The sequence below is a fragment of the Nitrospirillum amazonense genome, assembly GCF_007828045.1.
Classification (GTDB): Bacteria; Pseudomonadota; Alphaproteobacteria; order Azospirillales; family Azospirillaceae; genus Nitrospirillum; species Nitrospirillum amazonense_C.
This window is the reverse complement of sequence record NZ_VITN01000002.1, coordinates 48,098-70,606: the sequence shown is the minus strand read 5'-3', so window position 1 is coordinate 70,606 and position 22,509 is coordinate 48,098. Positions and strand designations below refer to the sequence as shown.

Here is a 22,509-nt window from a genome sequence, read left to right as displayed (position 1 = left end):
CCAAGCAATTGACTTGCCTGGTTTTATGAGGGAAGGACCGGGCACGTTCTCGCGAATTGGGCGCGGTCAAGCCCTTTGCCGCCGCCTATGGCCCCATCGGAGATCGCTAAGGGAAACTGCCGGCGACGGCTTCAGGATCCACACGTCAAAATGGCAGCCTTCATTGCTGAAAAATTGTGAGCCCCTGTTAGGTCACTTCCAAACTTCAGATGATATAACCGAAATAGAACGTAGATTCGAAATAATAGAAAGACTCATTGTTGGACGATAAAATCAAATATGCGCCTTTTTCACAAAATACCTTGCGGCCACACGAATCTGCTAAATATGACAATTATCACCGACTGGAAGACGCAGCTCCGCTGAAGCCGGGAGCGGCGAAGCCCGCGTTATTCCGGCCATTTTGTTTGGCCTGGACGTAGGAAACTAGACGGTGGCCAGGTCCTTGACGGTGCCAGGTGAGAGTCAAGGAAGCCGTCCGGTGGCCTGGTGGGCCGCCGGACGGCGCCTCACATACTCGCGGTTCCGGTCGCTGCGACCGTTTGTCCTGCCCAGGCTGCGGGGGCGGCCCCGCGCAAGAAAATGCCCTTCTATTTGATGAGGGCGATGACCTCGCGGAAGCGCGGATGTTCCGCGCTTTCCAGCCATTCGAACACGGCCATTTCCGTGGTGATGATCTCCGCCCCCTCGGCCGCCAGGCGGCGCAGGCCGGCGGCCTTGTTCTCCGCGGTGCGCGAGCCCACGGCGTCCTCCACCACGCAGACGCGGCGCCCCCGCTCCAGCAACCCCAGCGCCGTCTGCAGCACGCAGACATGGGTTTCGCACCCCGTCAGCACCACGGCATGGTCCGGGGGCAGGCGGTCCAGGAAGCCGGGCGCCGGCGTGGCGTCGAAGGTCATCTTGGCGATCACCGATGACGCGGCGGGCGCCAATTCCGGCACGGTGGCGCCCAGACCGCGCGGGTTCTGCTCGGTGAACAGGGCGGGAATGCCCGTCAGCCCGGCGGCGGCCAGCAGGCACCGGGTGTTGGCTACCACGCCGCCGCCGCCCTGGATGGCCGGCATCAGCCGGGCCTGCAGGTCGATCACGGCAAGCGTGCTGCGATGGGGATCAAGACGGGGCACGGCTAGGCTTTTCGGCTGGGGCAAGGGGCATGAAACCCACTATGCGAGGGGCCGACCGCATCGGCAACAGCGGCGGATCGCCTGGGGTGGGCGCGAACGGCTAGGCCAAAAGTAAGGGCGGAGGCCGACATGCGGCCTTGGTAGCGGTATCAGACATGCGGATTGATTTGATACCGCTAACGCGTATGATCGCGCCCGGGCCGCTATGATCATATAAATGCGGCCAGTGTTGGATGGGATGGGGCTGGGTGACCGGCGCCCTGAATAATAGAGATACGGGCTTGGGAGGGCCTGCCGATGATGCGCGTTTCGAACATGACGAAGGCTGGGCGTTCCCTGCTGATGGCGGCCACCATGCTGGCCGGCCTGGCCCCCATGGCGCACCCCTCGGGGGCGCAAGCCGCGGATGGGCACAGCACCGAGATGCCGCGCCTGGTGCGCGAGGACGGCCGCTATGCCCTGATGGTCGATGGGGCGCCCTACCTGGTGCTGGGCGCCCAGGCCAACAATTCCAGCAACTGGCCCTCGGCGCTGCCGCAGGTGTGGCCGGCGGTGGACCAGGTGCAGGCCAACACCCTGCTCATGCCCATCGCCTGGCAGCAGATCGAGGCCACGGAAGGCAAATTCGACTTCAGCTTCCTCGACACCCTGCTGGCCCAGGCGCGCGAGCACAAGAAGCACCTGGTGCTGCTGTGGTTCGGCACATGGAAGAACAATAGCCCGTCCTACGCCCCGGATTGGGTGAAGCTGGACAACGACCGCTTCCCCCGCGTCGTGGAATCCAAGGGGATCATGCGCGGTTCCCTCTCGCCGCTGGCCCCCGCCACGCTGGACGCCGACAGGAAGGCCTTCGTCGCCTTCATGCGCCATCTGAAGCAGGTGGACGGCCAGCAGCACACGGTGCTGATGGTGCAGGTGGAGAATGAGACCGGCACCTATCGCGCCACCCGCGACTTCAGCCCCATGGCGCAGAAGGTGTTCGATGGCAAGGTGCCCGACGATCTGGTGAAGGCGCTGAAGAAGCAGCCCGGTACCTGGAAGGACGTGTTCGGCAAGGACGCGGATGAGTTCTTCCACGCCTATTACGTCGCCCGCTTCGTCGATCAGGTGGCGGCGGCTGGCAAGGCCGAATACCCCATCCCCATGTACGTGAACGCGGCCCTGCGCGACCCGTTCAAGGACCAGGACCCCTACACCTATTCCAGCGGCGGCCCCACCTGGAACGTGCTGGACATCTGGAAGGCGGCGGCCCCCAACATCGACCTGATCGGGCCGGACATCTACGAGCGCGGCTACGATTTCTATACCAAGACGCTGGAGCAGTATAAGCGGCCGGACAACGCCCTGTTCGTGGCCGAGACGGGCAACGACAGCGTCTACGCCCGCTATGTCTTCGCCACCCTGGGCCACCAGGGCATCGGCTTCGCGCCCTTCGGCATCGACTACACCCGCTATGTGAATTACCCGCTGGGGGCGGCCAAGATCGACGCGGAGGCGCTAGAACCCTTCGCCATGAACTTCAAGCTGCTGGGCTCCCTGAACCGCGAACTGGCGGCCCTCAGTCTCAAGGGCAAGGTCTGGGGTGCCTCGGAGCCGACGGACGAGCATAGCAACACGCTGGACCTTGGGCCGTACAAGGTCACCGTCGGCTATGGCCTGCCGCAGTTCGGCGAGGCCAAGCCCACCGGCAACGACAAGCCCTGCGGCGGCGTCGTCATCGCCGAGTTGGCGCCCAACGAGTACCTGGTGGCCGGCTATCACGCCCGCGTCGACTTCGCCCAGACCACCAAGGCCGGCAAGAACGGCTTCATGATGGCCAGCGTGGAGGAGGGGCACTTTGAGAACGGCAAGTGGGTGTTCGAGCGCCTGTGGAACGGTGACCAGACCGACTACGGCCTGAACTTCACCTCCATCCCCCAAATCCTGAAGGTGCGGTTCGCCACCTACTGATCCCGGTTGATCCGGCCTGGCCTCCGGGGCCGGGCCGGATCCCGCCTTTCCGATCCTTCTCCCGCGGAGAATCGCCATGAACGTTCGTTCCTGGGCCTTGGCGTCCGCCGCCTTGGTGCCCGTGCTGCTGCTCGCCTCCTGCGAGGCCGCCAAGTCCCCGTCCGACGTCGCCGCCATGGCATCGCCGTCCTTCCAGCAAACCGCCGACGGCGTGGTGGTCACGGTCACCGGTGCCGCCGTCAAGAAGGTGCGGCTGCAAGTCATCAACGACCGCATCGTCCACGTCACCGCCGTGCCGGGTGACAGCCTGGATCTGCCCGCCAGCCTGATGGCCGTGGCCAAGCCCGCCACCGGCGGCTTTCAGGTGGCGGATCACGGCGGCCAGATCGTCCTGACCACGCCGCAGTTGCGGGCCGAGGTCAGTGTCGCCAGCGGCGCCGTCAACGTCTTCGACGCCAAGGGGCAGCCCCTGCTGACGGCGGTGGACGGCGGCGGCTTCGCGCCCGCCACCCTGCCCACGGGCGAGGCCGGCTTCTTCCAGGTGCGCCAGCAGTTCAACCGCGGCACGGATGAGGGCTTCTACGGCCTGGGCCAGCACCAGAACGCCCAGATGAACTACAACGGCGAGGACATCGAACTCGCCCAGCACAATATGGACATCGGCATCCCCTTCGTGGTGTCGACGCGCAATTACGGCGTGCTGTGGGACAATAACGGCATCACCCGCTTCGGCGACGCCCGCGAATATCCGCTGATGTCCAAGGAGCTGAAGCTCTATGACGCCGACGGGAAGGAGGGCGGCCTGACCGCCCGCTATTATCAGGACGGCAAGCTGAAGCTGACCCGCGTCGAAAGCGACATCAATTACCAGTACATCAAGGATCTGGCCGCCTGGCCGGAAGAGGTCGGTGGCAGCCGGGTGAATGCCAAGCAACGCGCCACCAAGGACAAGTCCGTGGTGTGGGAAGGCAAGATCGAGTCCCCGGTGGATGGCGTTCACCGCTTCCAGGTCTATGCCAGCGGCTATTTCAAGGTGACGCTGGACGGCAAGGTGGTGATGGACCGCTGGCGCCAGGACTGGAACCCCTGGTACCACAATTTCGATCTGCCCATGGTGGCGGGCCAGGCCCAGACGCTGAGGGTGGAATGGGTGCCGGAAGGGGGCTTCATCTCCCTGATGCATCAGAACCCGTTGCCGGATGGGGAGCGGCACGAGCTGTCGCTGACCTCGGACGTCGCGCGCGCCATCGACTATTACGTCGTGGCGGGCAAGGACATGGACGACGTCATCGCGGGATACCGCCAGCTGACGGGCAAGGCGGTGATGATGCCGCGCTGGGCCTACGGCCTGTGGCAGAGCCGCCAGCGCTACAAGACGGCGGACGAGCTGACCGGCACGGTGGCGGAGTTCCGCAAACGCAAGCTGCCGCTGGATAACATCGTCGAGGATTGGTTCTACTGGCGTGAGGACGACTGGGGCAGCCACAAGTTCGACCCCACCCGCTTCCCCGACCCGCAAGGCTTGGTCGATACCCTGCACGCCCAGAACGCCCACTTCATGATTTCCGTGTGGCCCAAATTCTACCCCACCACGGATAACTACAAGGAGCTGGACGCCAAGGGCCACATCTACCGCCGCAATGTCGAGGTGCATGAGCACGACTGGGTGGGCAAGGAAGGCTATGAGAACGCCTTCTACGACCCCTATTCGGCGGAGGCGCGGCAGATCTATTGGCGCCAGATCAATGAGAACCTGAACAAGCTGGGCATCGACGCCTGGTGGCTGGACGCATCGGAACCCGATACCCACTCCAACCTCGACATTCCGGAGCGCATGCTGCGCATGGGCCCCACGGCGATGGGCCCGTCGGCGGCGTTCTTCAATTCCTACCCGCTGATGCACACCAAGGCGGTGTATGAGGGCAATCGCGCCGCTAACCCCGACAAGCGCGCCTTCATCCTGACCCGCTCGGGCTTCGCCGGACAGCAGCGCAACGCCGCGGCCAGCTGGAGCGGCGACGTCGCCTCGCGCTGGACCGATCTGCGCAACCAGATCTCGGCCGGCGTCAACTTCTCCCTGTCCGGCGTGCCCAACTGGACGACGGACATCGGCGGCTTCGCGCTGGAAAAGCGTTATTCGACCAAGAATCCCAAGGCATCCGACGTGGCGGAGTGGCGGGAGCTGAACCTGCGCTGGTTCCAGTTCGGCGCCTTTTCCCCCCTGTTCCGCTCGCATGGGGAGTTCCCGTACCGCGAAATCTATAATCTCGCGCCCAAGGGGTCGGAGGTCTACGACAGCCTGGTCTGGTATGACGAGCTGCGCTACCGCCTGATGCCCTACATCTACACCCTGGCGGCCGACACCTATCACCGCGACGGCACCATCATGCGCGGCCTGGTGATGGACTTCCCGGCCGATCGCCAGGTATGGGACATCAATGACCAGTACCTGTTCGGCCATGCCTTCCTGGTGGCGCCGGTGACGGACTACAAGGCGCGCAGCCGGGCCGTGTATCTGCCTTCAGGCGCGCAATGGTATGATTTCCAGACCGGCAAGCTCTATGACGGCGGCCAGCGCATCGCCGCCGACGCGCCCCTGAGGCGCATGCCCCTGTTCGTCCGTGCCGGGTCCATCGTGCCCACGGCGCCGGTGACCCAGTACACGGGACAGATGCCGGACGCGCCACTGACCGTCGTCGTCTACACCGGCGCCGACGGCCACTTCGACCTCTATGAGGACGAGGGCACGACCTACGGCTATGAGCACGGCGCCTTCAGCCGCATCCCGCTGTCCTTCGACCAGGCGTCGGGCACGCTGACCATCGGCGCCCGCGCCGGCAGCTTCCCCGGCATGGTGCAGGATCGTGTGATCAATGTCCGCTTCGTCGGGCCCACTTCCAATGGCAGGGATGGCGGGGCGGCCCCGGCCGACTTCACCGCCAAGCCTGACCAGACGGTTCGCTACACCGGGCAGGCCGTCACGGTAACGCGGGCCAAGGTGTAAAAACGCGAGCACGGTCAAGTCCTTAAGCGGGAACGACCCCGCCGCTTTGCAGATTTGGCAAGGCGGCGGGGCCCCTTGCCGACTCGCCGGCAGGCCCCGAGGCCAAGTTGCGATTCCCATAGCCCTGTATTGGCGCCACTTTAACGCCGCCTACCCATGTAAAGCGGCATCAAACACCCCCGCAGGCCTGCATCCCTGCCAGTTTTTACACAAAATTGTGAGCAGGCGATTGCGCAAATCCCAATGGTACTGCTATCACCCATGCAAACCGGCAGTGGATGCGCGGATCCGATAAGCGGAGCAGGAAGCGTATGGAAAAGCGGCGTGGGCGGAGTTCGCAGGGGGTCACCATTCGTGAGGTGGCGGCACGCGCCGGTGTTTCCCCGATGACGGTGTCCCGCGTCATCAACAATGAGAACAACGTCACGCCGGCCACCTCCGCCGCCGTGATGGCCGCCATCCAGGAACTGAAGTACACGCCCAACCCGGCGGCCCGCCGCCTGGCCGGGTCTGAAACCTTCCGTATCGGCCTGCTGTACAGCAACCCCAGCGTCGCCTTCCTGAGCGAATTCCTGCTGGGCGCGCTCGACGAAAGCAGCAAGACCGGCCACCAGCTGGTGGTGGAGAAGTGCGGCGCCACCGCCGCCACGGAAAAGGCGGCCCTGCAGAAGCTGCTGCAGAGCGGCGTCGATGGCGTGGTCCTGCCGCCGCCGCTGTGCGAGGCCAAAAGCATCCTGGCGGAAATCGCCAAGTCAGGCGTGGCCGCCGTGGCCGTGGCCGCCGGCCAGCCGGGCCCTGATGTCGCCACCGTGCGCATCGACAATTACAAGGCGGCCCACCGCATGACCCAGCATCTGCTGTCACTGGGCCACCGTACCATCGGCTTCATCAAGGGCCACCCCAACCAGACCGTCAGCGACCAGCGTCTGCACGGTTTCCTGGACGCCCTCGGCGAGGCGGGGCTGGATCCCAAGGCGGCACCCGTTGAGCAGGGCTACTTCAACTACCGTTCCGGCTTGGCGGCGGCGGACAAGTTGCTGGCCCTGAAGGACCGGCCCACCGCCATCTTCGCCGCCAACGACGACATGGCCGCCGCCGTGCTGGCCACGGCCCACCGCCTGGGCCTGAACGTGCCGATCGACCTGTCCATCGCCGGCTTCGACGACACGCTGATCGCGGGCACCATCTGGCCGGCTCTGACCACCGTGCGCCAGCCCATCGCCGCCATGGGCCGCGCCGCCGTCAGCATGCTGCTGGACGAGGTCAAGCGCCGCCGCGGCGGCGGCACCGGCGCCCCGGCGCAGCAGCTGCTGCGCCACACGCTGGTGGAACGCGAGTCGACGGCGGCCCCCTCCGGAAAATAATTTCCGTCGGTCGGGAATAAGCCGGGGCACCGGCCGGTCTTGCCTCCTGGAACCACCTTTTCCAGGGGAGCGGCAGCATGGCCCACCAACCTTCATTGCCTGCGGATGAGATCGACGCGGGGCGCCGGGGCGCCCTGAAGTGCATGGCCTGGGCCGGCACCGGCCTGGTATGGAGCGTGGCGGGGGGCGTGCCGCTGACGGCCGGCCTGATTGGCGGCGGTGCCCAAGCGGCGCCGGCCGCCACAAAGACCACAGCGCCGGCCCAGGCCGGCCTGACCTTCGTCCAGATCAGCGACAGCCATGTCGGGTTCGACAAGCCGGCCAACCCCGACGCATTGGCGACCTTGCGCGAGGCGGTGGCCGGTGTCCGCAGCCTGCCCACCAAACCCGCCTTCGTCATCCATACCGGCGACATCAGCCACCTGTCGCGGGACGAACAGTTCGACGCCGCCGACCAGGCGCTGAAGGACCTGGGCGTGCCCGTCTTCTTTGTGCCCGGCGAGCATGACGTGCTGGACGACGGCATGGGCGCCGCCTACCTGGCGCGGTACGGCACGGGGCCCAATGGCAGGGCGCTCGGTGCCGGCTGGTACAGTTTCGACCACGGCGGCGTGCACTTCGTGGCCCTAGTCAATGTCGTGAACCTGAAGGGTGGCGGCCTGGGCAACCTGGGGGAGGATCAGCTGGCCTGGCTGGCCGGGGATCTGCGCGCCCTGTCGGCCAGCACGCCCGTGGTGGTCTTCGCCCACATCCCCCTATGGACGGTCTACCCGGAATGGGGCTGGGGCACCGACGACGGCGCCCGGGCGCTGGGCCTGTTGGCCCGCTTCGGCAGCGTCACCGTGCTGAACGGCCATATCCACCAGATCCTGCAGAAGGTGGAGGGCAGCGTGGCCTTCCACACCGCGCGTTCCACGGCCTTCCCCCAGCCATCGCCGGGCAGCGCCCCGTCGCCGGGGCCCATGAAGCTGCCGGCGGACAAGCTGCGTGGCGCCCTGGGCGTCACCACCGTCACCTACCGCCAGAAGGCCGGCCCCCTGGCCGTCGTCGACGCCACCCTCGGTTAATCAGCGACCCGAGACTTTGACTCGGGTCGCTGTAGGCCCCAAGCGGGGCCGCCGGAACGAGCACCGCAGGGCGCAGTGAGGAAGCCAGGCCGGCGGATGCCGGCGCCCGGCGATTGAGGGAACCCGGCGCTTGAAGAAACACTGAGAGGAAATAATGAGCCGTTTCATTTCCGCCGCGCGCGTCGCGGCCGTGCTGTTCTGCGCCTTGACGGGGCTGGCCCAGGCTGAAACCGTCGAGATCCGCATCGACAACTTCACCTTCAGCCCGGCGGAGGTGCACGTGGCGCCGGGCACCACCATCGTTTGGGTCAACGCCGACGACATTCCCCATGCCGTGGCCGCCAACGACAAATCCTTCCGGTCCAAGGTGCTGGACACGGAGGAGAAGTACAGCCGCACCGTGGCGGGGCCGGGGACGATCGATTACTTTTGTTCCCTGCACCCGCACATGACCGGCCGCATCATCGTTGACGCGGGTGGATCCCAGGGGAGTGGGACATCGGGGCCGGCGGGGCATTAGGAGGCGGGCGCCTTGAGGGGTGACGAGACGGCGGAGAAGACCCGCCGCTTCCAGGACCAGGTGCTGATCCACCTCGACGCCGCCTATGGCCTGGCGCGGTACATGACGCGCGACCCGGTGGCGGCCGAGGACATCGTCCAGGACGCCTTCCTGCGCGCCCACCGTGCCTTCGACGGCTTTCGCGGCGGCGACGCCCGGGCCTGGCTGTTGACCATTGTACGCAACAATGTCCGCAGCTGGGCCGCCGCCCGCCGTGACCGGGCCGAGCAGGCGCTGGAGTCGCTGCCCGGGCAAGGGGCGGAGATCGCCGACGACGCGGCGCCGACGCCGGAGGCCTGGCTGGCGGCGCAGGAGGATGCGGCGGACCTCCGCGCCCTGATCGAGGGATTGCCGCCCGCCTTTCGTGAAACCCTGCTGCTGCGGGAGATGGAAGAGATGTCCTATCGCGACATCGCCGCCGTGACGGGCGCCCCGGTGGGCACCGTCATGTCGCGCCTGGCCCGCGCGCGCGACCTGCTGGCCGCCGCCTGGCGGCGCCGAGAGGCTGGAGAGACGAGATGACGGCATGCCCGGACAAGGCGGAGCTGCTGCACGGCCTGCTGGACAATGAACTGGACGCCGCCCACGCCCGCGCGCTGGAGGCGCACATCGCCAGTTGCCCGGCCTGCGCCGAGGCGTTGGCGGAACTGCGGGCCCTGCGCGCGCTGCTGGCGGACCCCGCCCTGCGGCCCAAGGCCCCGGCGGCCCTGCGCTCCCGCATCCTGGCGGACATCGGCGCCGTCGATCCGCTGCATCCTGTCGGCAAGTCTCAAGGCCGGCCCTGGTCCCGGCAGTTGCGCCGCTGGGGCGGGGCGGGGATGGGTGTCGCCATCGCTGCCAGCCTGCTGCTGATGGTGGCCCCGTTCGGGGGCGACGCGGCGCTGGAGCGGGAATTGGTGGCCGGGCATGTCCGCTCCCTCCAGGCGCAGCACCTGCTGGACGTGCCGACCAGCGACCATCACACGGTGAAGCCCTGGTTCGCCGGCAAGCTGGACTATTCCCCGCCCGTGCCGGAACTGGCGGCGGCCGGCTTCCCCTTGCAGGGCGGGCGGCTGGACTATCTGGCCGGCCGGCCGGTGGCGGCCCTGGTCTATCGCCACGGCGCCCATATCCTGAACCTCTATGTCTGGCCTGGTGACGGTCCCCGCCAGCCCGCCTTCGAGGCCCGTGACGGCTACACCCTGATGCGGTGGCGGGACGGCGGCATGGCCTACTGGGCGGTGAGCGATGTGGGCGTGGAGGAGATGCACGCCTTTGCCGCAGCCCTGGCCGGGGCCGTCGCGACCCAGAATCCCGGCAAGCCCTGAGGCCAAACCTTAGCGCGAAACCTTCGTGCGTGCCGCGTCGAAATCCAGACTGGTATGGTAACGTCGCCTTGACAGCGCTTCTCCCTGGCCTCTAATGTTAGCGTTAACAAGGGCCGCCTGGCGATAACGCACCTTGGGAGGAGTTCAAGAGATGGGGTACCCGGTCGACACGCCGGTGCAGACTACGCACGACAGCATTTTTCCCGAGGACAGCGCGGACGCCGTTCTGTTGGGCCGTATCGACGCGGGCGAGGGGCCGACGCCCATCCTGATCCGCAACGGTGAGATTTTCGACCTGTCGGGCGTCGCCCCGACCGTCTCCGACTTGATGAACCGCCTGGAGCCCGGCCAGATCCCCGAGGGCAAGTCCATCGGCCGCGTGGCCGACTGGGACCTGAACCCCACCTGGAAGGGCGGCCAAACCGTCTCCCAGGGGGGCGCCAAGCTGCTGACCCCCATTGACCTGCAGTGCATCAAGGCCGCCGGCGTTACCTTCGCCGTCTCCGCCCTGGAGCGCGTGATCGAGGAACGGGCGCGCGGCGATGCTGGCAAGGCCCTGGAAATCCGGCAGGCCCTGTCGTCCCGCGTCGGCACCGACCTGCGCCTGGTGAAGCCGGGTTCCGAGAATGCCGCCCGCCTGAAAGAGGCGCTGATCGCCGACGGCCTGTGGTCGCAGTACCTGGAAGTGGCCATCGGCCCCGACGCCGAGGTGTTTACCAAGGGCCCGACCCTGTCCGCCATGGGCTGGGGCGTGGAGATCGGCGTGCGCGCCGACAGCCACTGGAACAACCCGGAGCCCGAGGTGGTGATCCTGTGCGACGGTCAGGGCCGTGCGCGCGGCGCCACGCTGGGCAACGACGTGAACCTGCGTGACTTTGAAGGCCGCAGCGCCCTGCTGTTGTCCAAGGCCAAGGACAACAACGCGTCCTGCGCCATCGGTCCCTTCGTCCGCCTGTTTGACGGCACCTTCACCATGGACCATGTCCGCGAGGCCGTGGTGCACCTGAACGTGACTGGCGAGGACGGCTTTGTCCTGGACGGCAAGAGCACCATGTCCGAGATCAGCCGCGATCCCCTGGACTTGGTCGGGCAGACCCTGAACAAGAACCACCAGTATCCCGACGGCTTCGCGCTGTTCCTGGGGACGCTGTTCGCGCCGGTCGAGGATCGCGACGCGCCGGGCCGTGGCTTCACCCACAAGACCGGCGACATCGTCAGCGTCTCCAGCCCGCGCCTGGGGACCCTGGTCAACAAGGTGGTGCCCTGCCATGAGGCGGCGCCGTGGACCTTCGGCCTGACCGAGCTGATGCGCAACCTGGCCCGCCGCGGCCTGCTGAACGGGTGATGCCCCTGGCGTCACCCACCCAAATCCGTTCTTTTGGGCAAACCCTTTCCTTTTGGGCCTGAATACATCATGACGCACGCCATCTATCCCAGCCTGCGGGGCAAGCGGGTCGTTGTTACCGGTGGCGGCTCCGGCATCGGCGCCGCCATCACCGAGGCGTTCGTCCGTCAGGGCGCCCAGGTCTCCTTCCTGGACATCGCGGAAACCGACAGCCGCGCCTTGGAGCAATCGCTGGCCGAGGGTGCCGCGCATGCGCCCAAGTTCTATAAGTGTGATCTGACCAACCTGGATCAACTGAAGGCGACGCTGGCGGAAATCCAGAACGCCGGCCCGGTCGATGTGCTGGTGAACAACGCCGCCAACGACGACCGGCACACGATCGAGCAGATCACGCCGGAATACTGGGACAATCGTATGGCGGTGAACCTGCGGCACATGTTCTTCGCCAGCCAGGCGGTGGTGGGTGGCATGAAGCAGCAGCGCAGCGGCGCCATCATCAACTTCGGTTCCATCTCCTGGCATGTGGCCCTGCCGGAGCTGCTGATGTACCAGACCGCCAAGGCCGGCATCGAGGGCATGACCCGCTCGCTGGCCCGTGACCTGGGTGAGCACAACATCCGCGTCACCTGCGTGGTGCCGGGTGGCGTGCGCACGGAGCGTCAGATGCGCCTGTGGCACAACCCGGAGGAAGAGGCCCGCATCCTGTCGCAGCAGTGCATCAAGGAACGCGTGGACCCGCCGCACGTCGCCGCCATGGTGCTGTTCCTGGCCTCTGACGATGGCCGCATGTGCACGAGCCACGAATACTTCGTCGACGCCGGCTGGCGCTAAGGGGTTGCGGTGACGATGGAGCCGCGCTGCATCTGGGCCTTGGGCGCCACCTTGGGGGAGGGACCGGTATGGTCCCCCCGCGACCGGGCCCTGTGGTTCGTGGACATCAAGAAGCGGCACATCCACCGCTTCCGCCCCGCGGATGGGGACACCCGCAGCTTCGACGCGCCGGACCAGCCGGGCTTCGCCCTGCCGCGCGCCGGGGGTGGCTTAATCGTGGGCCTGCCGGGCAAGCTGGCCCGTTTCGATGGCGAAACGGGTGTGTTCGAGCCCCTGGTGCCTTTGGAATGGGACCGGGCGGGCAACCGCCTGAACGACGGCTTCGTCGACGCCCAGGGCCGGCTGTGGTTCGGCTCCATGGATGACGCGGAAGAGGGGCCGACCGGCGCCCTTTATTCCTGGACCGGGACGCTGAAGCGCCACGTGGACGGTATCGTCATCACCAACGGACCCTGCACCAGTCCGGACGGCGGCACCTTCTACCACACCGACACCCTGGGCAAGACCATCACCGCCTACGACCTGTCGGCCGACGGTACGCTGGACAACGCCCGCCTGCTGATCACCATCGAGGACGGGGCCGGCTGGCCGGACGGAACGGTGGTGGATGCGGAGGGTTGCCTGTGGGTGGGCCTGTTCGGTGGCTGGGCCGCCCGGCGCTACTCCCCGGCGGGGGAGTTGGTGCAGGTGGTGCGCTTCCCCTGCGCCAACATCACCAAGCTTGCCTTCGGCGGCGATGACCGCTTGGATCTCTACGCCACCACCGCCGCCAAGGGCCTGAGCGACGACGACCGCGCCGCCCAGCCGCTGGCCGGTGGCTTGTTCCATTTCAGGGCCACGGTGCCGGGCCTGCCCCCGGCGGAGATCGCGTATGGTTGACCGTCCGAACGTTAGGTTCCGTTCCCGCGATTGGTTTGATGCGCCGGACCGGATCGACATGACTGCGCTCTATCTGGAGCGCTTCATGAACTACGGCATCACGCCGCAGGAGTTGCGCTCCGGCAAGCCCATCATCGGCATCGCCCAGACCGGCAGCGACATCTCCCCCTGCAATCGTATTCACCTGGATTTGGCCAAGCGCGTCCGCGACGGTATCCGCGACGCCGGTGGCATTCCCATGGAATTCCCGGTTCACCCCATCTTTGAAAACTGCCGTCGTCCGACGGCGGCCATGGACCGGAATCTCGCTTACATGGGCCTGGTGGAGATCCTGTACGGCTATCCCATCGACGCCGTGGTGCTGACCACCGGCTGTGACAAGACCACGCCCGCCGGCATCATGGCCGCGAGCACGGTCGACATTCCGGCCATCGTCCTGTCCGGCGGCCCCATGCTGGATGGGTGGCATGAGGGCGACCTGGTGGGGTCCGGCACCGTCATCTGGCGCAGCCGCCGCAAGCTGGCGGCCGGCCTGATCGATGAAGCGGAATTCCTGGACGCGGCCGCCTCCTCGGCGCCGTCGGCCGGTCATTGCAATACCATGGGCACGGCCAGCACCATGAACGCCGTGGCCGAGGGCCTGGGCCTGTCGCTCACCGGCTGCTCCGCCATTCCGGCACCCTACCGTGAGCGCGGGCAGATGGCGTACGAGACGGGCCGCCGCATCGTCGACATGGCCTATGAGGATCTGCGCCCGTCCAAGATCCTGTCGCGCGAAAGCTTCCTGAACGCCATCAAGCTGGTGGGTGCGCTCGGTGGCTCCAGCAACGCGCAGCCGCACATCAACGCCATGGCGCGCCACGCCGGCGTGGAACTGACGGCCGACGACTGGCGCATCCACGGCTATGACGTGCCGCTGCTGGTCAACATGCAGCCGGCCGGCAAATACCTGGGCGAACGCTTCCACCGCGCCGGCGGCGTGCCCGCCGTGATGTGGGAACTGCAGCAGGCGGGCAAGCTGTTCGACAAGGCGATGTCGGTCACCGGCCGCCCCATCGGCGAGAACCTGGCGGGCCGTGAGAGCCCGGACCGGGAGATGATCACGCCCTACAGCGCGCCCCTGAAGGAGCGTGCCGGCTTCCTGGTGCTGAAGGGCAACCTGTTCGACTTCGCCATCATGAAGACCAGCGTGATCTCGGAAGAGTTCCGCCAGCGTTACCTGAGCGAGCCGGGCCGCGAGGGCGTGTATGAGGGCCGGGCCATCGTCTTCGACGGGCCGGACGATTACCACGCGCGTATCAACGACCCGGCGCTGAACATCGACGAGCGCTGCATCCTGGTGGTGCGCGGCGCCGGCCCGCTGGGTTTCCCCGGCTCGGCCGAGGTGGTGAACATGCAGCCGCCCGACGCGCTGCTGAAGGCCGGCATCACCAGCCTGCCCACCATCGGCGATGGACGGCAATCCGGCACCTCGGACAGCCCGTCCATCCTGAACGCCTCGCCGGAGAGTGCCGTGGGCGGAGGGCTGGCATGGCTGCGCACCGGCGACACCATCCGCATCGACCTGAACCAGGGCACCTGCGACATGCTGGTGGACGATGCCGAGATCCAGAAGCGCAGGGCCGACGGCATTCCGGCCACCCCGCCCAGCTACACGCCGTGGCAGGAGATGTACCGCCAGACCGTGGGCCAGCTGGATAGCGGCGGTTGCATGGAACCGGCGTTGAAGTATCGGGGTGTCGTGGCCCATCCGCCGCGGCACAACCATTGATCTGACGGATACCGGTGCCTGGCGACGTCTTGTCCGGGGCGCCGGCGGCGATCTGAGGTGCAGAGGCGTCCCCGTTCCAGGTGGAGTGGGGGCGCCTCGCTTTAGGACAAATGGCGGGCGACGTGGCCCGTCGGGGAGGAATGAATGGGCAACAAGCAAGGCGCACTGTCGCTGACGACGGGCCTGACACTGATCGCCACCCTGGGTGGCTTGCTGTTCGGGTATGACACCGCCGTCATCTCTGGCGCGATGGACAGCATCGACATCAATTTCATCCAGCCGTTGAACCTGGCGGAAACGGCGCATGACAGCCTGAAGGGGCTGACCATCTCCAGCGCCCTGGCCGGTTGCGTGCTGGGCGGCCTGGTCGCCGGCAAGATGGCCGATCGTTTCGGCCGCAAGCCGACGCTGATCGTCGCCGCCCTGATGTTCCTTATCTGCTCCCTGGGGTCGGCTTGGCCCGAATTCGGCCTCGGCACCATCGGCCAGATGGGCCCGGATGCGCTGACGCCCTTCAACATCTACCGCATCATCGGTGGTATCGGCGTGGGCATCGCCTCGTTGGTTTCCCCCCTCTACATTGCGGAGATCGCGCCGGCCGAATCCCGTGGTCGTCTCATCTCCTTCAACCAGATCGCCATCGTCGGCGGCATGGTGGGCGTCTATTTCGTGAACTGGGCCATCGCGGGCCTCGGGGACGAAACCTGGCTGCATGGCACCGGCTGGCGCTGGATGTTCGCCTCTGAAGGGCTGCCCTCCATCCTGTTCGCCGTCCTGTTGCTGTTTGCCCCGGACACCCCCCGCTACCTGGTCATGCAGCGCCGCGACAATGAGGCGTTGGACGTGCTGAAGCGCCTGGGCGGCGCCACCGATCCCAAGGTCACGCTGGTCGAGATCGAGGAAAGCCTGGTCGTGACCAACGAACGCCTGTTCGCCTTCGGTGGCCTGGTGGTGTTCGTCGGCATCCTGCTGTCGGTTTTCCAGCAGTTCGTGGGCATCAACGCCGTGCTGTACTATGCTCCGCAGATGTTCAAGAACATGGGCATGGATACCAATGCCTCGCTGTGGCAGACGGTCATCGTCGGCATCGCCAACGTGGCTTTCACCCTGGTCGCGACCGTGTCGGTCGATCGCCTGGGCCGTAAGCCCCTGCTCATCGCCGGCGGCCTGGTGATGACTGTTTCCATGCTGGCGCTGGGCACGCTGTTCGCCACCAACCAGTTGGGATTGGTGGCGCTGGTCGCCATGCTGGTATACATCGCGGGCTTCGCCTTCTCCTGGGGCCCGGTGGTTTGGATCCTGCTGGCGGAGATGTTCCCGAACGCCATCAAGGGCAAGGCCCTGGGCATCGCGGTCGCGGCGCAGTGGATCGCCAACCTGGTGGTCACTTGGTCCTTTAACGTAATGGACGGCAATTCGGTGCTGAACGCCCATTTCCATCACGGTTTCGCCTATTGGGCCTACGGCGTGTTCAGCCTGTTGTCCGCCTTGTTCGTCTGGCGCTTCGTACCGGAAACCAAGGGCCGCAGCCTGGAAGCCATCCAGGAGCTGTGGACCCACAAGCCCCTGCACAGCGCCGCCCAGCAGGTGAGGGCCGCGCGGTCATGATCCGATCCTTCGGGACGACAAAGGACGGTGCGCCGGTCCGGGCGGTGACGCTCGGGCCGGCGGACGGCCTTCAGGCGGAGGTGCTGACCTTCGGCGGCATCCTGCGGCAGCTGTCGGTGCCCGGCCCCAAGGGCCGGCGCAACCTGGTCCTGGGCCTGCCGGACGTGGCGGCCTATGAGAACGACCCGGCCTACCTGGGTTGTCTTGTGGGCCGCTACGGCAACCGCATCGCCAACGCCCGCTACACCTATCAAGGCCGGACGGTGGAGCTGGTGCCCAATGAGGGCGTCAACCAGCTGCACGGCGGCCCCGGCGCCTATGGCCGCAAGGTCTGGCGCCTGCAGGACTTCCAGGGTGGGGCGGACTCCCGGCTGGTGTTGGGCCTGACCTCCCCGGATGGCGAGAACGGCTTCCCCGGCACCCTGGAGGTGACGGCGGAAATCACCATCAGCGGCGGTGACCTGACCCTGCGCTTCACCGCCATCGGTGACGCGGACACACCGGTCAGCCTGACCTGGCATCCCTATTTCAACCTGGCGGGCGATCCCCAGGTGGCGGCGGACCGGCAGATGTTGCGCCTGCGGTCCCAGCATTTCCTGCCCGTGGGCCCCGGCTTGATTCCCACCGGCGCGTTGGAGCCGGTGGCCGGCACGGCCTTCGACTTCCGCCGGCCGCGCCTGGCGACGCCGCGCCACAACCATCCCCAAATCTTTCAGGCGGGTGGTTACGACCATTGCTTCGTCCTGGACCGGGAAGACACCTGGGACGAGGCGGCGGACTGGGCCGCCACGCTGTCATCGCCCGACAGCGGCGTCAGCCTGCGCCTGCATACCGATCAGCCATCGGTGCAATTCTACGGCGGGCAGGGCCTGGCGTCCCAATACCCGGACTTGGGCACGGGTGTTTGCCTGGAGCCCCAGGCCTTCCCCGACGCGCCCAACCAGCCGTCCTTTCCGGACACCATGCTGAAGGCGGGTGACCGCTACAGCCGGATGATGCGGTTCAGCCTCAGCTGGTGAGCCGCCTGACGGCATGGATTGACAAAGGGTGCCCATCAAGGCGTCATCGCCCGCGATGGACACCCTTTTTCTTTGCGCCGCCGCGGCCGTGGCTGTTTTCGCCGCCACCAACATAGATGACCTTTTCATCCTGGTGGCGCTGTTCGCCGGGGGACGATGGCGCGCCCGCGACATCGCGGCGGGACAATTCCTGGGTATCGCCGTCCTGGTGGCCGCCGGATTGACGGGGGCCCTGGCCGCCCTGGTGGTGAACCCCGTTTGGCTGGGCTTCCTGGGGGTGGCGCCGATCCTGCTGGGCGCATGCCTGTTATGGCTGGGCGGTGGTGAGGGGGAAGGCGATGCGCCTTCCGCCCAGGGCGGTGCGTGGGCCGTCGCCGCTGTCACGGTGGCTGGGGGTGGGGACAATATCGGTGTCTACGTGCCGCTTTTCGCCGCCCAGGACGCCAGCCAGATCGTCGTGACCGTGACCGTGTTCGCCATTCTGACGGGTGCCTGGGTGGCCTTGGCCCACTGGCTTGCCACGCACCCGGCGGCGGGGCCACCGGTGCGGCGCTGGGGCGGCCGGCTGCTGCCCTGGGTGTTGATCGGCATCGGCGGCTGGGTGATCGCCGACGCGGGAACGCTCACGCTGGTCCGGTCCTGGCTGGGCTGAGACGCCGGCTTGCCCGCACCAGGCGGTGCGGCGCCCGACTTACGGGGAAGGGCCCAGGCGGTCCAAATTGGCGGCCGCCTTGTCATGGCCGGGATTGAGGCGCAGGGCGGTGCGCCAGGCATCCGCCGCCTCCGCGCGCCGCCCCAGGGCCAGCAGCACCGCCCCCAGGCTGTTCCACGCCTCGAAAAAACCAGGCTCCGCCGCCAGCACCTGGCGCAGCAGCGGTTCGGCTTCCGCCGGCCGGCCGGTTTGGTGCAGCAGCAGGCCCAGCAGGTGCAGGGTGTCGTCCCGTGCCTGGGTGTCCGCCGGCCCGTCCGCCAGCAGGCGGCGATAGGCGGCCTCCGCCTCATTCACCCGGCCGGCTTGGTGCAGGGCCAGCGCGTCGGCCAAGGTTGGGGGGGGGGGGCGCGGCCGATGGTGACGCCAGGGTCATCAGTGCGTGGACCATGCGCTGAATGACGTCCGCCAGGGTCTCTTCGTCCCTAGGCGCGGGGAAGATGCGCATGGCGGGGTACCAGGGGCGGACCATGGTGCCCAACCCACTCCAATCCTGGCTGGGTGTGGAGATGCGCCAGGTGGGCACGCCCAGGCCGGCGGCGATCTCCCCCACCGAGGTGGGGGCGGTCAGCACCAGGTCGAGGGTGGAGATAAGGGCGGCGGCGCCCTCCAGGTCATCGCGCTGGTCCAGGTCCGGCCAGTCGGCGATGTCCAGGCCCCGGGTCCGCGCCTGGGGTATCTCAACGGCGGCGATGTCGCGATTGTACTGCAGGCTGACCAGGTGGATGCCGGGCACCTGGGCCAGGGGAAGCCAGTCGGCCAGAGTGGTGTAGCTGATGGCGCGCTCCGCCGTCAGCAGGCCGCTGGTCCAGCACAGCCCCACCTTCAGTCCCGGCCCCAGGGCCGCCACTTGCCGCGCCCACAGGGCGGCACGCTCGGGATCTGGCTTCAGGAAGGGACGGGCGGCCTGGAAGCTGGCCAAGGTGGGACGGCAAAAGCGCGCCAGGCTGCCGGTGGGCAGTTGTGTCGTGGCGGTGGCGGTGCGCGGGTCGGCCGAGGTATCCTGCGACCCGCTACGGGCCACTGCCGCCGGGCGGCCCACCACCGTTATGGGGGCGAACGACCGGGCGAACAGGGACACCAGCCGCTCATCGCATTCCAGCAGGATGTCGGTGCCGGCGGCGCGCACGGCGTCGCTCAGGCCGGCGGCCAGGTCGGGCACTTGGCTGGCGAACAGGATTTCGTCGCCCAGGCCTTGCTCCCCCCACAGCAGCAGCCGGCGGCCCAACAGGCTGTCGCCTTGCCACACCGGTACGGGGAAGGAGCGGCGGACGGAAGGAAAGTGGCTGACCTTCCACCGGCCTTCATGCAGGGCCCAGGCCTCCGCCCCCGGCCCCCGCAGCAGCAGCAGGCGGGCCAGGTTATAGCGGGCGTCGTGGGCCAGCTGTTCGCTTGTCCCGGGCTGCGCCAGCAGGTGGCGCAATTCATCGACCGCCACGGCCTGCTGCTCCAGCGCCTTGTGCGCCAGCGCCAGGTTCATGCGGGCGCCGCCGTTGGCGGGATCCAGGGTGACCGCCTGGCGCAGGGCCGCGCGTGCCGCATGCATGGCTTGGCTGTCGAACAGCATCTTGCCCAGGTTGGCGTAGGCGCCGGCGAAGGTGGGATCCAGGGCGACGGCGCGGCGCCAGTGGGCCTCCGCCACCAGGGGCTGGCCATTGTGGCGGGCCACCAGGGCCAGTCCGTTCTCCGCATCGGCGGCGAGGTCGGCCGGCAGGCCGGGCAGGGCGGCCAGATGGGCATAGGCGGCACCGGCCTCCTCCATGCGGCCCGCCTGGCGCCGCTGCTCCGCCACGTTGGCCCAGGCGGGGGCGTATGCCGGCAACAGGGACGCCGCCCGCTCGGCGGCGGCCAGCGCGTCGTCCGCCTGGCCCAAAGCGGCTGCGGCCACGCTCAAGGCCAGCCAGCCGGCGCCATCGCGCGGCCAGTGCGCCACCACTTCCCGATACAGGGTGGCCGCATCCGCCATGCGGCCGGCGGCCAAGGCCGCCTGTGCCCGGCCCAGCAGGGACGTATTCATGCCCGGCCGTCCCGCTTGCGCAGCAGGACGCGCAACGCGACCAGGAAGCGCTCCGCCGCCACGTCGGCCGGCCAGGGCTCCCAGGGGACGCCGGCGTATTCCTGATGCAGCGGATCGTCGTCCAGGGGCTGATAGGGGATTTTCAGGGTGCGTCGGATTTCATCCCGCGACCAGCCGACCACGTGCAGCGCTTCGCTGGCGGCGGCGACGCGATCGGCCCGCTTGTGGTTTTTCTTGGTGGTCAGGTTCCAGGCTGGGATCTGGTACCGCAGGGTGATTGCCCCCTCCAGCCGGGCGGCCAGCGCCTTGTATTCCGGTCCCAGGAAGGGTTTCAGCGGCGAAATGGCGTCGAAACCCAGCAGGCCCTCATCCGCGTCGTGCAGCAGTTCCCGCAACTCCGCCGCCGGGCTCAGCGGCTTTTCGGTCTGGGCCCGCGACAGGGCCAGCACGGTCAGGGAATGCTGGGCCACCGACAGGGGCAGGGGCCAGCGGGAGTGTCCGCCCCAGCGGTAGGTGCGGGCCAGGCCCATCGCCAGGTCCTCGTCATCCCAGTCCAGGGGCGTGGGCGCCAGCAGGTTCAGATGGCGCCGTGATGGCAACCTGACCCAGGCCCGTGCCTCACCGCTCATGCCTGCCGCCTCCCTCCAACGCCATCCTGTAACAGATAGCGCGTCGGATGGGGTCAGGGCTAGGTCCGGATCAGGTCGTGCGCGGCGGCGGGGGTGCCACCGCCGGGGAAGACGGCCTTGTCCAGGGCGCCGGTGTCCAAGCCGAGATGGTCCCGCAGGATGCCTTTCATCACGGCGCGCAGATCCTGCGTGGGTGCCAGGTCGCGGCCCTGGTACAGGCGACCGTCGGCCAGGCCGGGCCAGTTCGCCAGCACGCGCCCACCCTGCACCGCGCCGCCCGCCAGGAAGGCGGCCGTGGCCGTGCCGTGGTCGGTGCCGCCGGTGCCGTTGGGCCGGGCGGTCCGCCCGAACTCCGTCACCACCGCCACCGCCGTCTGCCGCCAGGCGGGGCCCAGGCTGGTGCGCAAGGCCACCAACACCTTGGAAAGATTGCCCAGCGCCCCGGCCAGCCGGCCGGCTGTCGTGCCCTGCTGGGCATGGGTGTCCCAGCCCTGCAAGTCCATGACGGCAACGCGCGGACCGTTCGCGTCGGCCAGCAGGCGGCCGGTGGCGGTACCCAGCTGCGCCGGATCCAGGCGCGCGGTCTTGGGCTTGGCGGCGCCGTCCATCATGGCGCCGTCCATGGCGCCATCGGCGTCGGTGTTCAGGGCATGGTCCGCCATGCTGGCCGAGTCCAGGCCGGCCTTCAGGGCGTTCGCCAGCAGGGGATCGTTGGCGTACAGCGCCGCCACGCGATCCAGGAAATCCTCGTCCGCCTCCTTCAGCGGCGATGGCGACCACGAGGCGATGGGGGCGGCCCCGCGCAGGACCAGGGGCACGCCTTGGCCAACGGCCAGGCCCAGGCGCCGCCCGCCGGTGTCGCCCCCCAGCTGCGCAAGGGCCCGGTTCAGCCAGCCGCTGGCGACACCGTGCGGTGTCACCGTTCCGTTCTCCAGCAGATCCTGGGCGTCGAAATGGCTGCGGTCGCGGTAGGGGGTGGCGACGGCGTGGGCCACCAGCAACTGGCCTTCCTTGTACCAGGGATGGATGTCGGCCAGCGCCGGGTTCAGGCCGAAGAAGCCATCCAAATCCAGCACGCCGCCTTGGGCGTTGGGATCCGGCAGGGCCAAGCGGCCGCGCACGGCCGCATAGTCGCGGTCGGCATAGGGGGCGACGGCGGCCAGGCCGTCCATGCCGCCGCGCAGTACGATCAGGATGAAGCGCTGCTCGCCCACCGTACGGGCGAAGCTCACCTGCGGCAGCAGCGACAGCGCCGCGGCACCGCCCAGGCCGGCCAGCAGGTGGCGGCGGTTCAGGGGAAGAAAGGCGGTCATGACGGGCACTCCT

General features: G+C 67.8%; 19 protein-coding genes. 14 read left to right on the top strand and 5 right to left on the bottom strand.

The window, feature by feature from the left end:
- Positions 1-590 precede the first annotated feature (590 nt).
- The gene (locus tag FBZ89_RS02850; RefSeq protein WP_145748539.1) at positions 591-1,124 is read right to left on the bottom strand and encodes an isochorismatase family protein; all 534 of its coding nucleotides are present in this window, start codon (positions 1,122-1,124) and stop codon (positions 591-593) included.
- A 297-nt stretch (positions 1,125-1,421) separates the two neighbouring features.
- Here FBZ89_RS02850 and FBZ89_RS02845 point away from each other — a divergent pair, with 297 nt between their 5' ends.
- From FBZ89_RS02845 to FBZ89_RS02780, 14 genes are all read left to right on the top strand, one after another.
- Positions 1,422-3,074: a GH35 family beta-galactosidase gene (locus FBZ89_RS02845; protein WP_246172006.1), complete on the top strand. Its 1,653-nt coding sequence runs from the start codon at positions 1,422-1,424 to the stop codon at positions 3,072-3,074.
- Between the two features lie 76 nt (positions 3,075-3,150).
- Positions 3,151-6,078 (top strand): TIM-barrel domain-containing protein, encoded by a 2,928-nt coding sequence (locus tag FBZ89_RS02840; protein ID WP_246172005.1) that lies wholly within the window; start codon positions 3,151-3,153, stop codon positions 6,076-6,078.
- Positions 6,079-6,389: 311 nt separating this feature from the next.
- Entirely contained in the window at positions 6,390-7,442 is a 1,053-nt protein-coding gene (locus tag FBZ89_RS02835) for a LacI family DNA-binding transcriptional regulator (protein WP_145748538.1), read from the top strand.
- A 77-nt stretch (positions 7,443-7,519) separates the two neighbouring features.
- Positions 7,520-8,509 (top strand): metallophosphoesterase family protein, encoded by a 990-nt coding sequence (locus tag FBZ89_RS02830; protein ID WP_145748537.1) that lies wholly within the window; start codon positions 7,520-7,522, stop codon positions 8,507-8,509.
- Between the two features lie 154 nt (positions 8,510-8,663).
- On the top strand, positions 8,664-9,029 hold the full coding sequence (locus FBZ89_RS02825; protein ID WP_145748536.1) for a cupredoxin domain-containing protein: 366 nt from the start codon (positions 8,664-8,666) through the stop codon (positions 9,027-9,029).
- A 12-nt stretch (positions 9,030-9,041) separates the two neighbouring features.
- A complete protein-coding gene (locus tag FBZ89_RS02820; RefSeq protein ID WP_186457162.1) occupies positions 9,042-9,590 on the top strand; it encodes a sigma-70 family RNA polymerase sigma factor in 549 nt (182 codons plus the stop codon).
- Positions 9,587-10,375, top strand: coding sequence for an anti-sigma factor family protein (locus FBZ89_RS02815; protein ID WP_145748535.1), 789 nt, complete (start codon positions 9,587-9,589; stop codon positions 10,373-10,375). Before FBZ89_RS02820 ends, FBZ89_RS02815 begins: the two co-directional genes overlap by 4 nt.
- Positions 10,376-10,526: 151 nt before the next feature.
- Positions 10,527-11,720, top strand: coding sequence for a fumarylacetoacetate hydrolase family protein (locus FBZ89_RS02810; protein ID WP_145748534.1), 1,194 nt, complete (start codon positions 10,527-10,529; stop codon positions 11,718-11,720).
- A gap of 69 nt (positions 11,721-11,789) precedes the next feature.
- Positions 11,790-12,551 carry a D-xylose 1-dehydrogenase gene (gene xylB / locus FBZ89_RS02805; RefSeq protein ID WP_145748533.1) on the top strand — a complete coding sequence of 254 codons (762 nt, stop codon included), beginning with the start codon at positions 11,790-11,792 and terminating at the stop codon, positions 12,549-12,551.
- A gap of 15 nt (positions 12,552-12,566) precedes the next feature.
- Entirely contained in the window at positions 12,567-13,430 is an 864-nt protein-coding gene (locus FBZ89_RS02800) for an SMP-30/gluconolactonase/LRE family protein (RefSeq protein WP_246172046.1), read from the top strand.
- Positions 13,423-15,201: an IlvD/Edd family dehydratase gene (locus FBZ89_RS02795; protein ID WP_145748531.1), complete on the top strand. Its 1,779-nt coding sequence runs from the start codon at positions 13,423-13,425 to the stop codon at positions 15,199-15,201. The genes FBZ89_RS02800 and FBZ89_RS02795 overlap by 8 nt, the downstream gene beginning before the upstream one ends.
- Positions 15,202-15,345: 144 nt before the next feature.
- A complete protein-coding gene (xylE, locus tag FBZ89_RS02790; RefSeq protein WP_145748530.1) occupies positions 15,346-16,809 on the top strand; it encodes a D-xylose transporter XylE in 1,464 nt (487 codons plus the stop codon).
- The gene (locus FBZ89_RS02785) at positions 16,806-17,828 is read left to right on the top strand and encodes an aldose epimerase family protein (protein WP_145748529.1); all 1,023 of its coding nucleotides are present in this window, start codon (positions 16,806-16,808) and stop codon (positions 17,826-17,828) included. Before xylE ends, FBZ89_RS02785 begins: the two co-directional genes overlap by 4 nt.
- A 55-nt stretch (positions 17,829-17,883) precedes the next feature.
- The gene (locus tag FBZ89_RS02780; RefSeq protein WP_145748528.1) at positions 17,884-18,480 is read left to right on the top strand and encodes a cadmium resistance transporter; all 597 of its coding nucleotides are present in this window, start codon (positions 17,884-17,886) and stop codon (positions 18,478-18,480) included.
- A 39-nt stretch (positions 18,481-18,519) separates the two neighbouring features.
- Here FBZ89_RS02780 and FBZ89_RS02775 read toward each other — a convergent pair whose 3' ends face one another.
- The 4 genes from FBZ89_RS02775 to FBZ89_RS02760 are packed head-to-tail and all read right to left on the bottom strand — an operon-like array spanning position 18,520 to position 22,496.
- Positions 18,520-18,870 (bottom strand): tetratricopeptide repeat protein, encoded by a 351-nt coding sequence (locus tag FBZ89_RS02775; protein ID WP_145748527.1) that lies wholly within the window; start codon positions 18,868-18,870, stop codon positions 18,520-18,522.
- Complete coding sequence (locus FBZ89_RS02770) at positions 18,827-20,554, bottom strand: hypothetical protein (RefSeq protein ID WP_145748526.1); 1,728 nt, start codon at positions 20,552-20,554, stop codon at positions 18,827-18,829. Before FBZ89_RS02770 ends, FBZ89_RS02775 begins: the two co-directional genes overlap by 44 nt.
- On the bottom strand, positions 20,551-21,183 hold the full coding sequence (locus FBZ89_RS02765) for a phosphohydrolase (RefSeq protein WP_145748525.1): 633 nt from the start codon (positions 21,181-21,183) through the stop codon (positions 20,551-20,553). Before FBZ89_RS02765 ends, FBZ89_RS02770 begins: the two co-directional genes overlap by 4 nt.
- 59 nt (positions 21,184-21,242) lie before the next feature.
- Positions 21,243-22,496, bottom strand: a complete 1,254-nt coding sequence (locus FBZ89_RS02760; RefSeq protein ID WP_145748524.1) for a DUF1501 domain-containing protein — start codon at positions 22,494-22,496, stop codon at positions 21,243-21,245.
- Positions 22,497-22,509 lie beyond the last annotated feature (13 nt).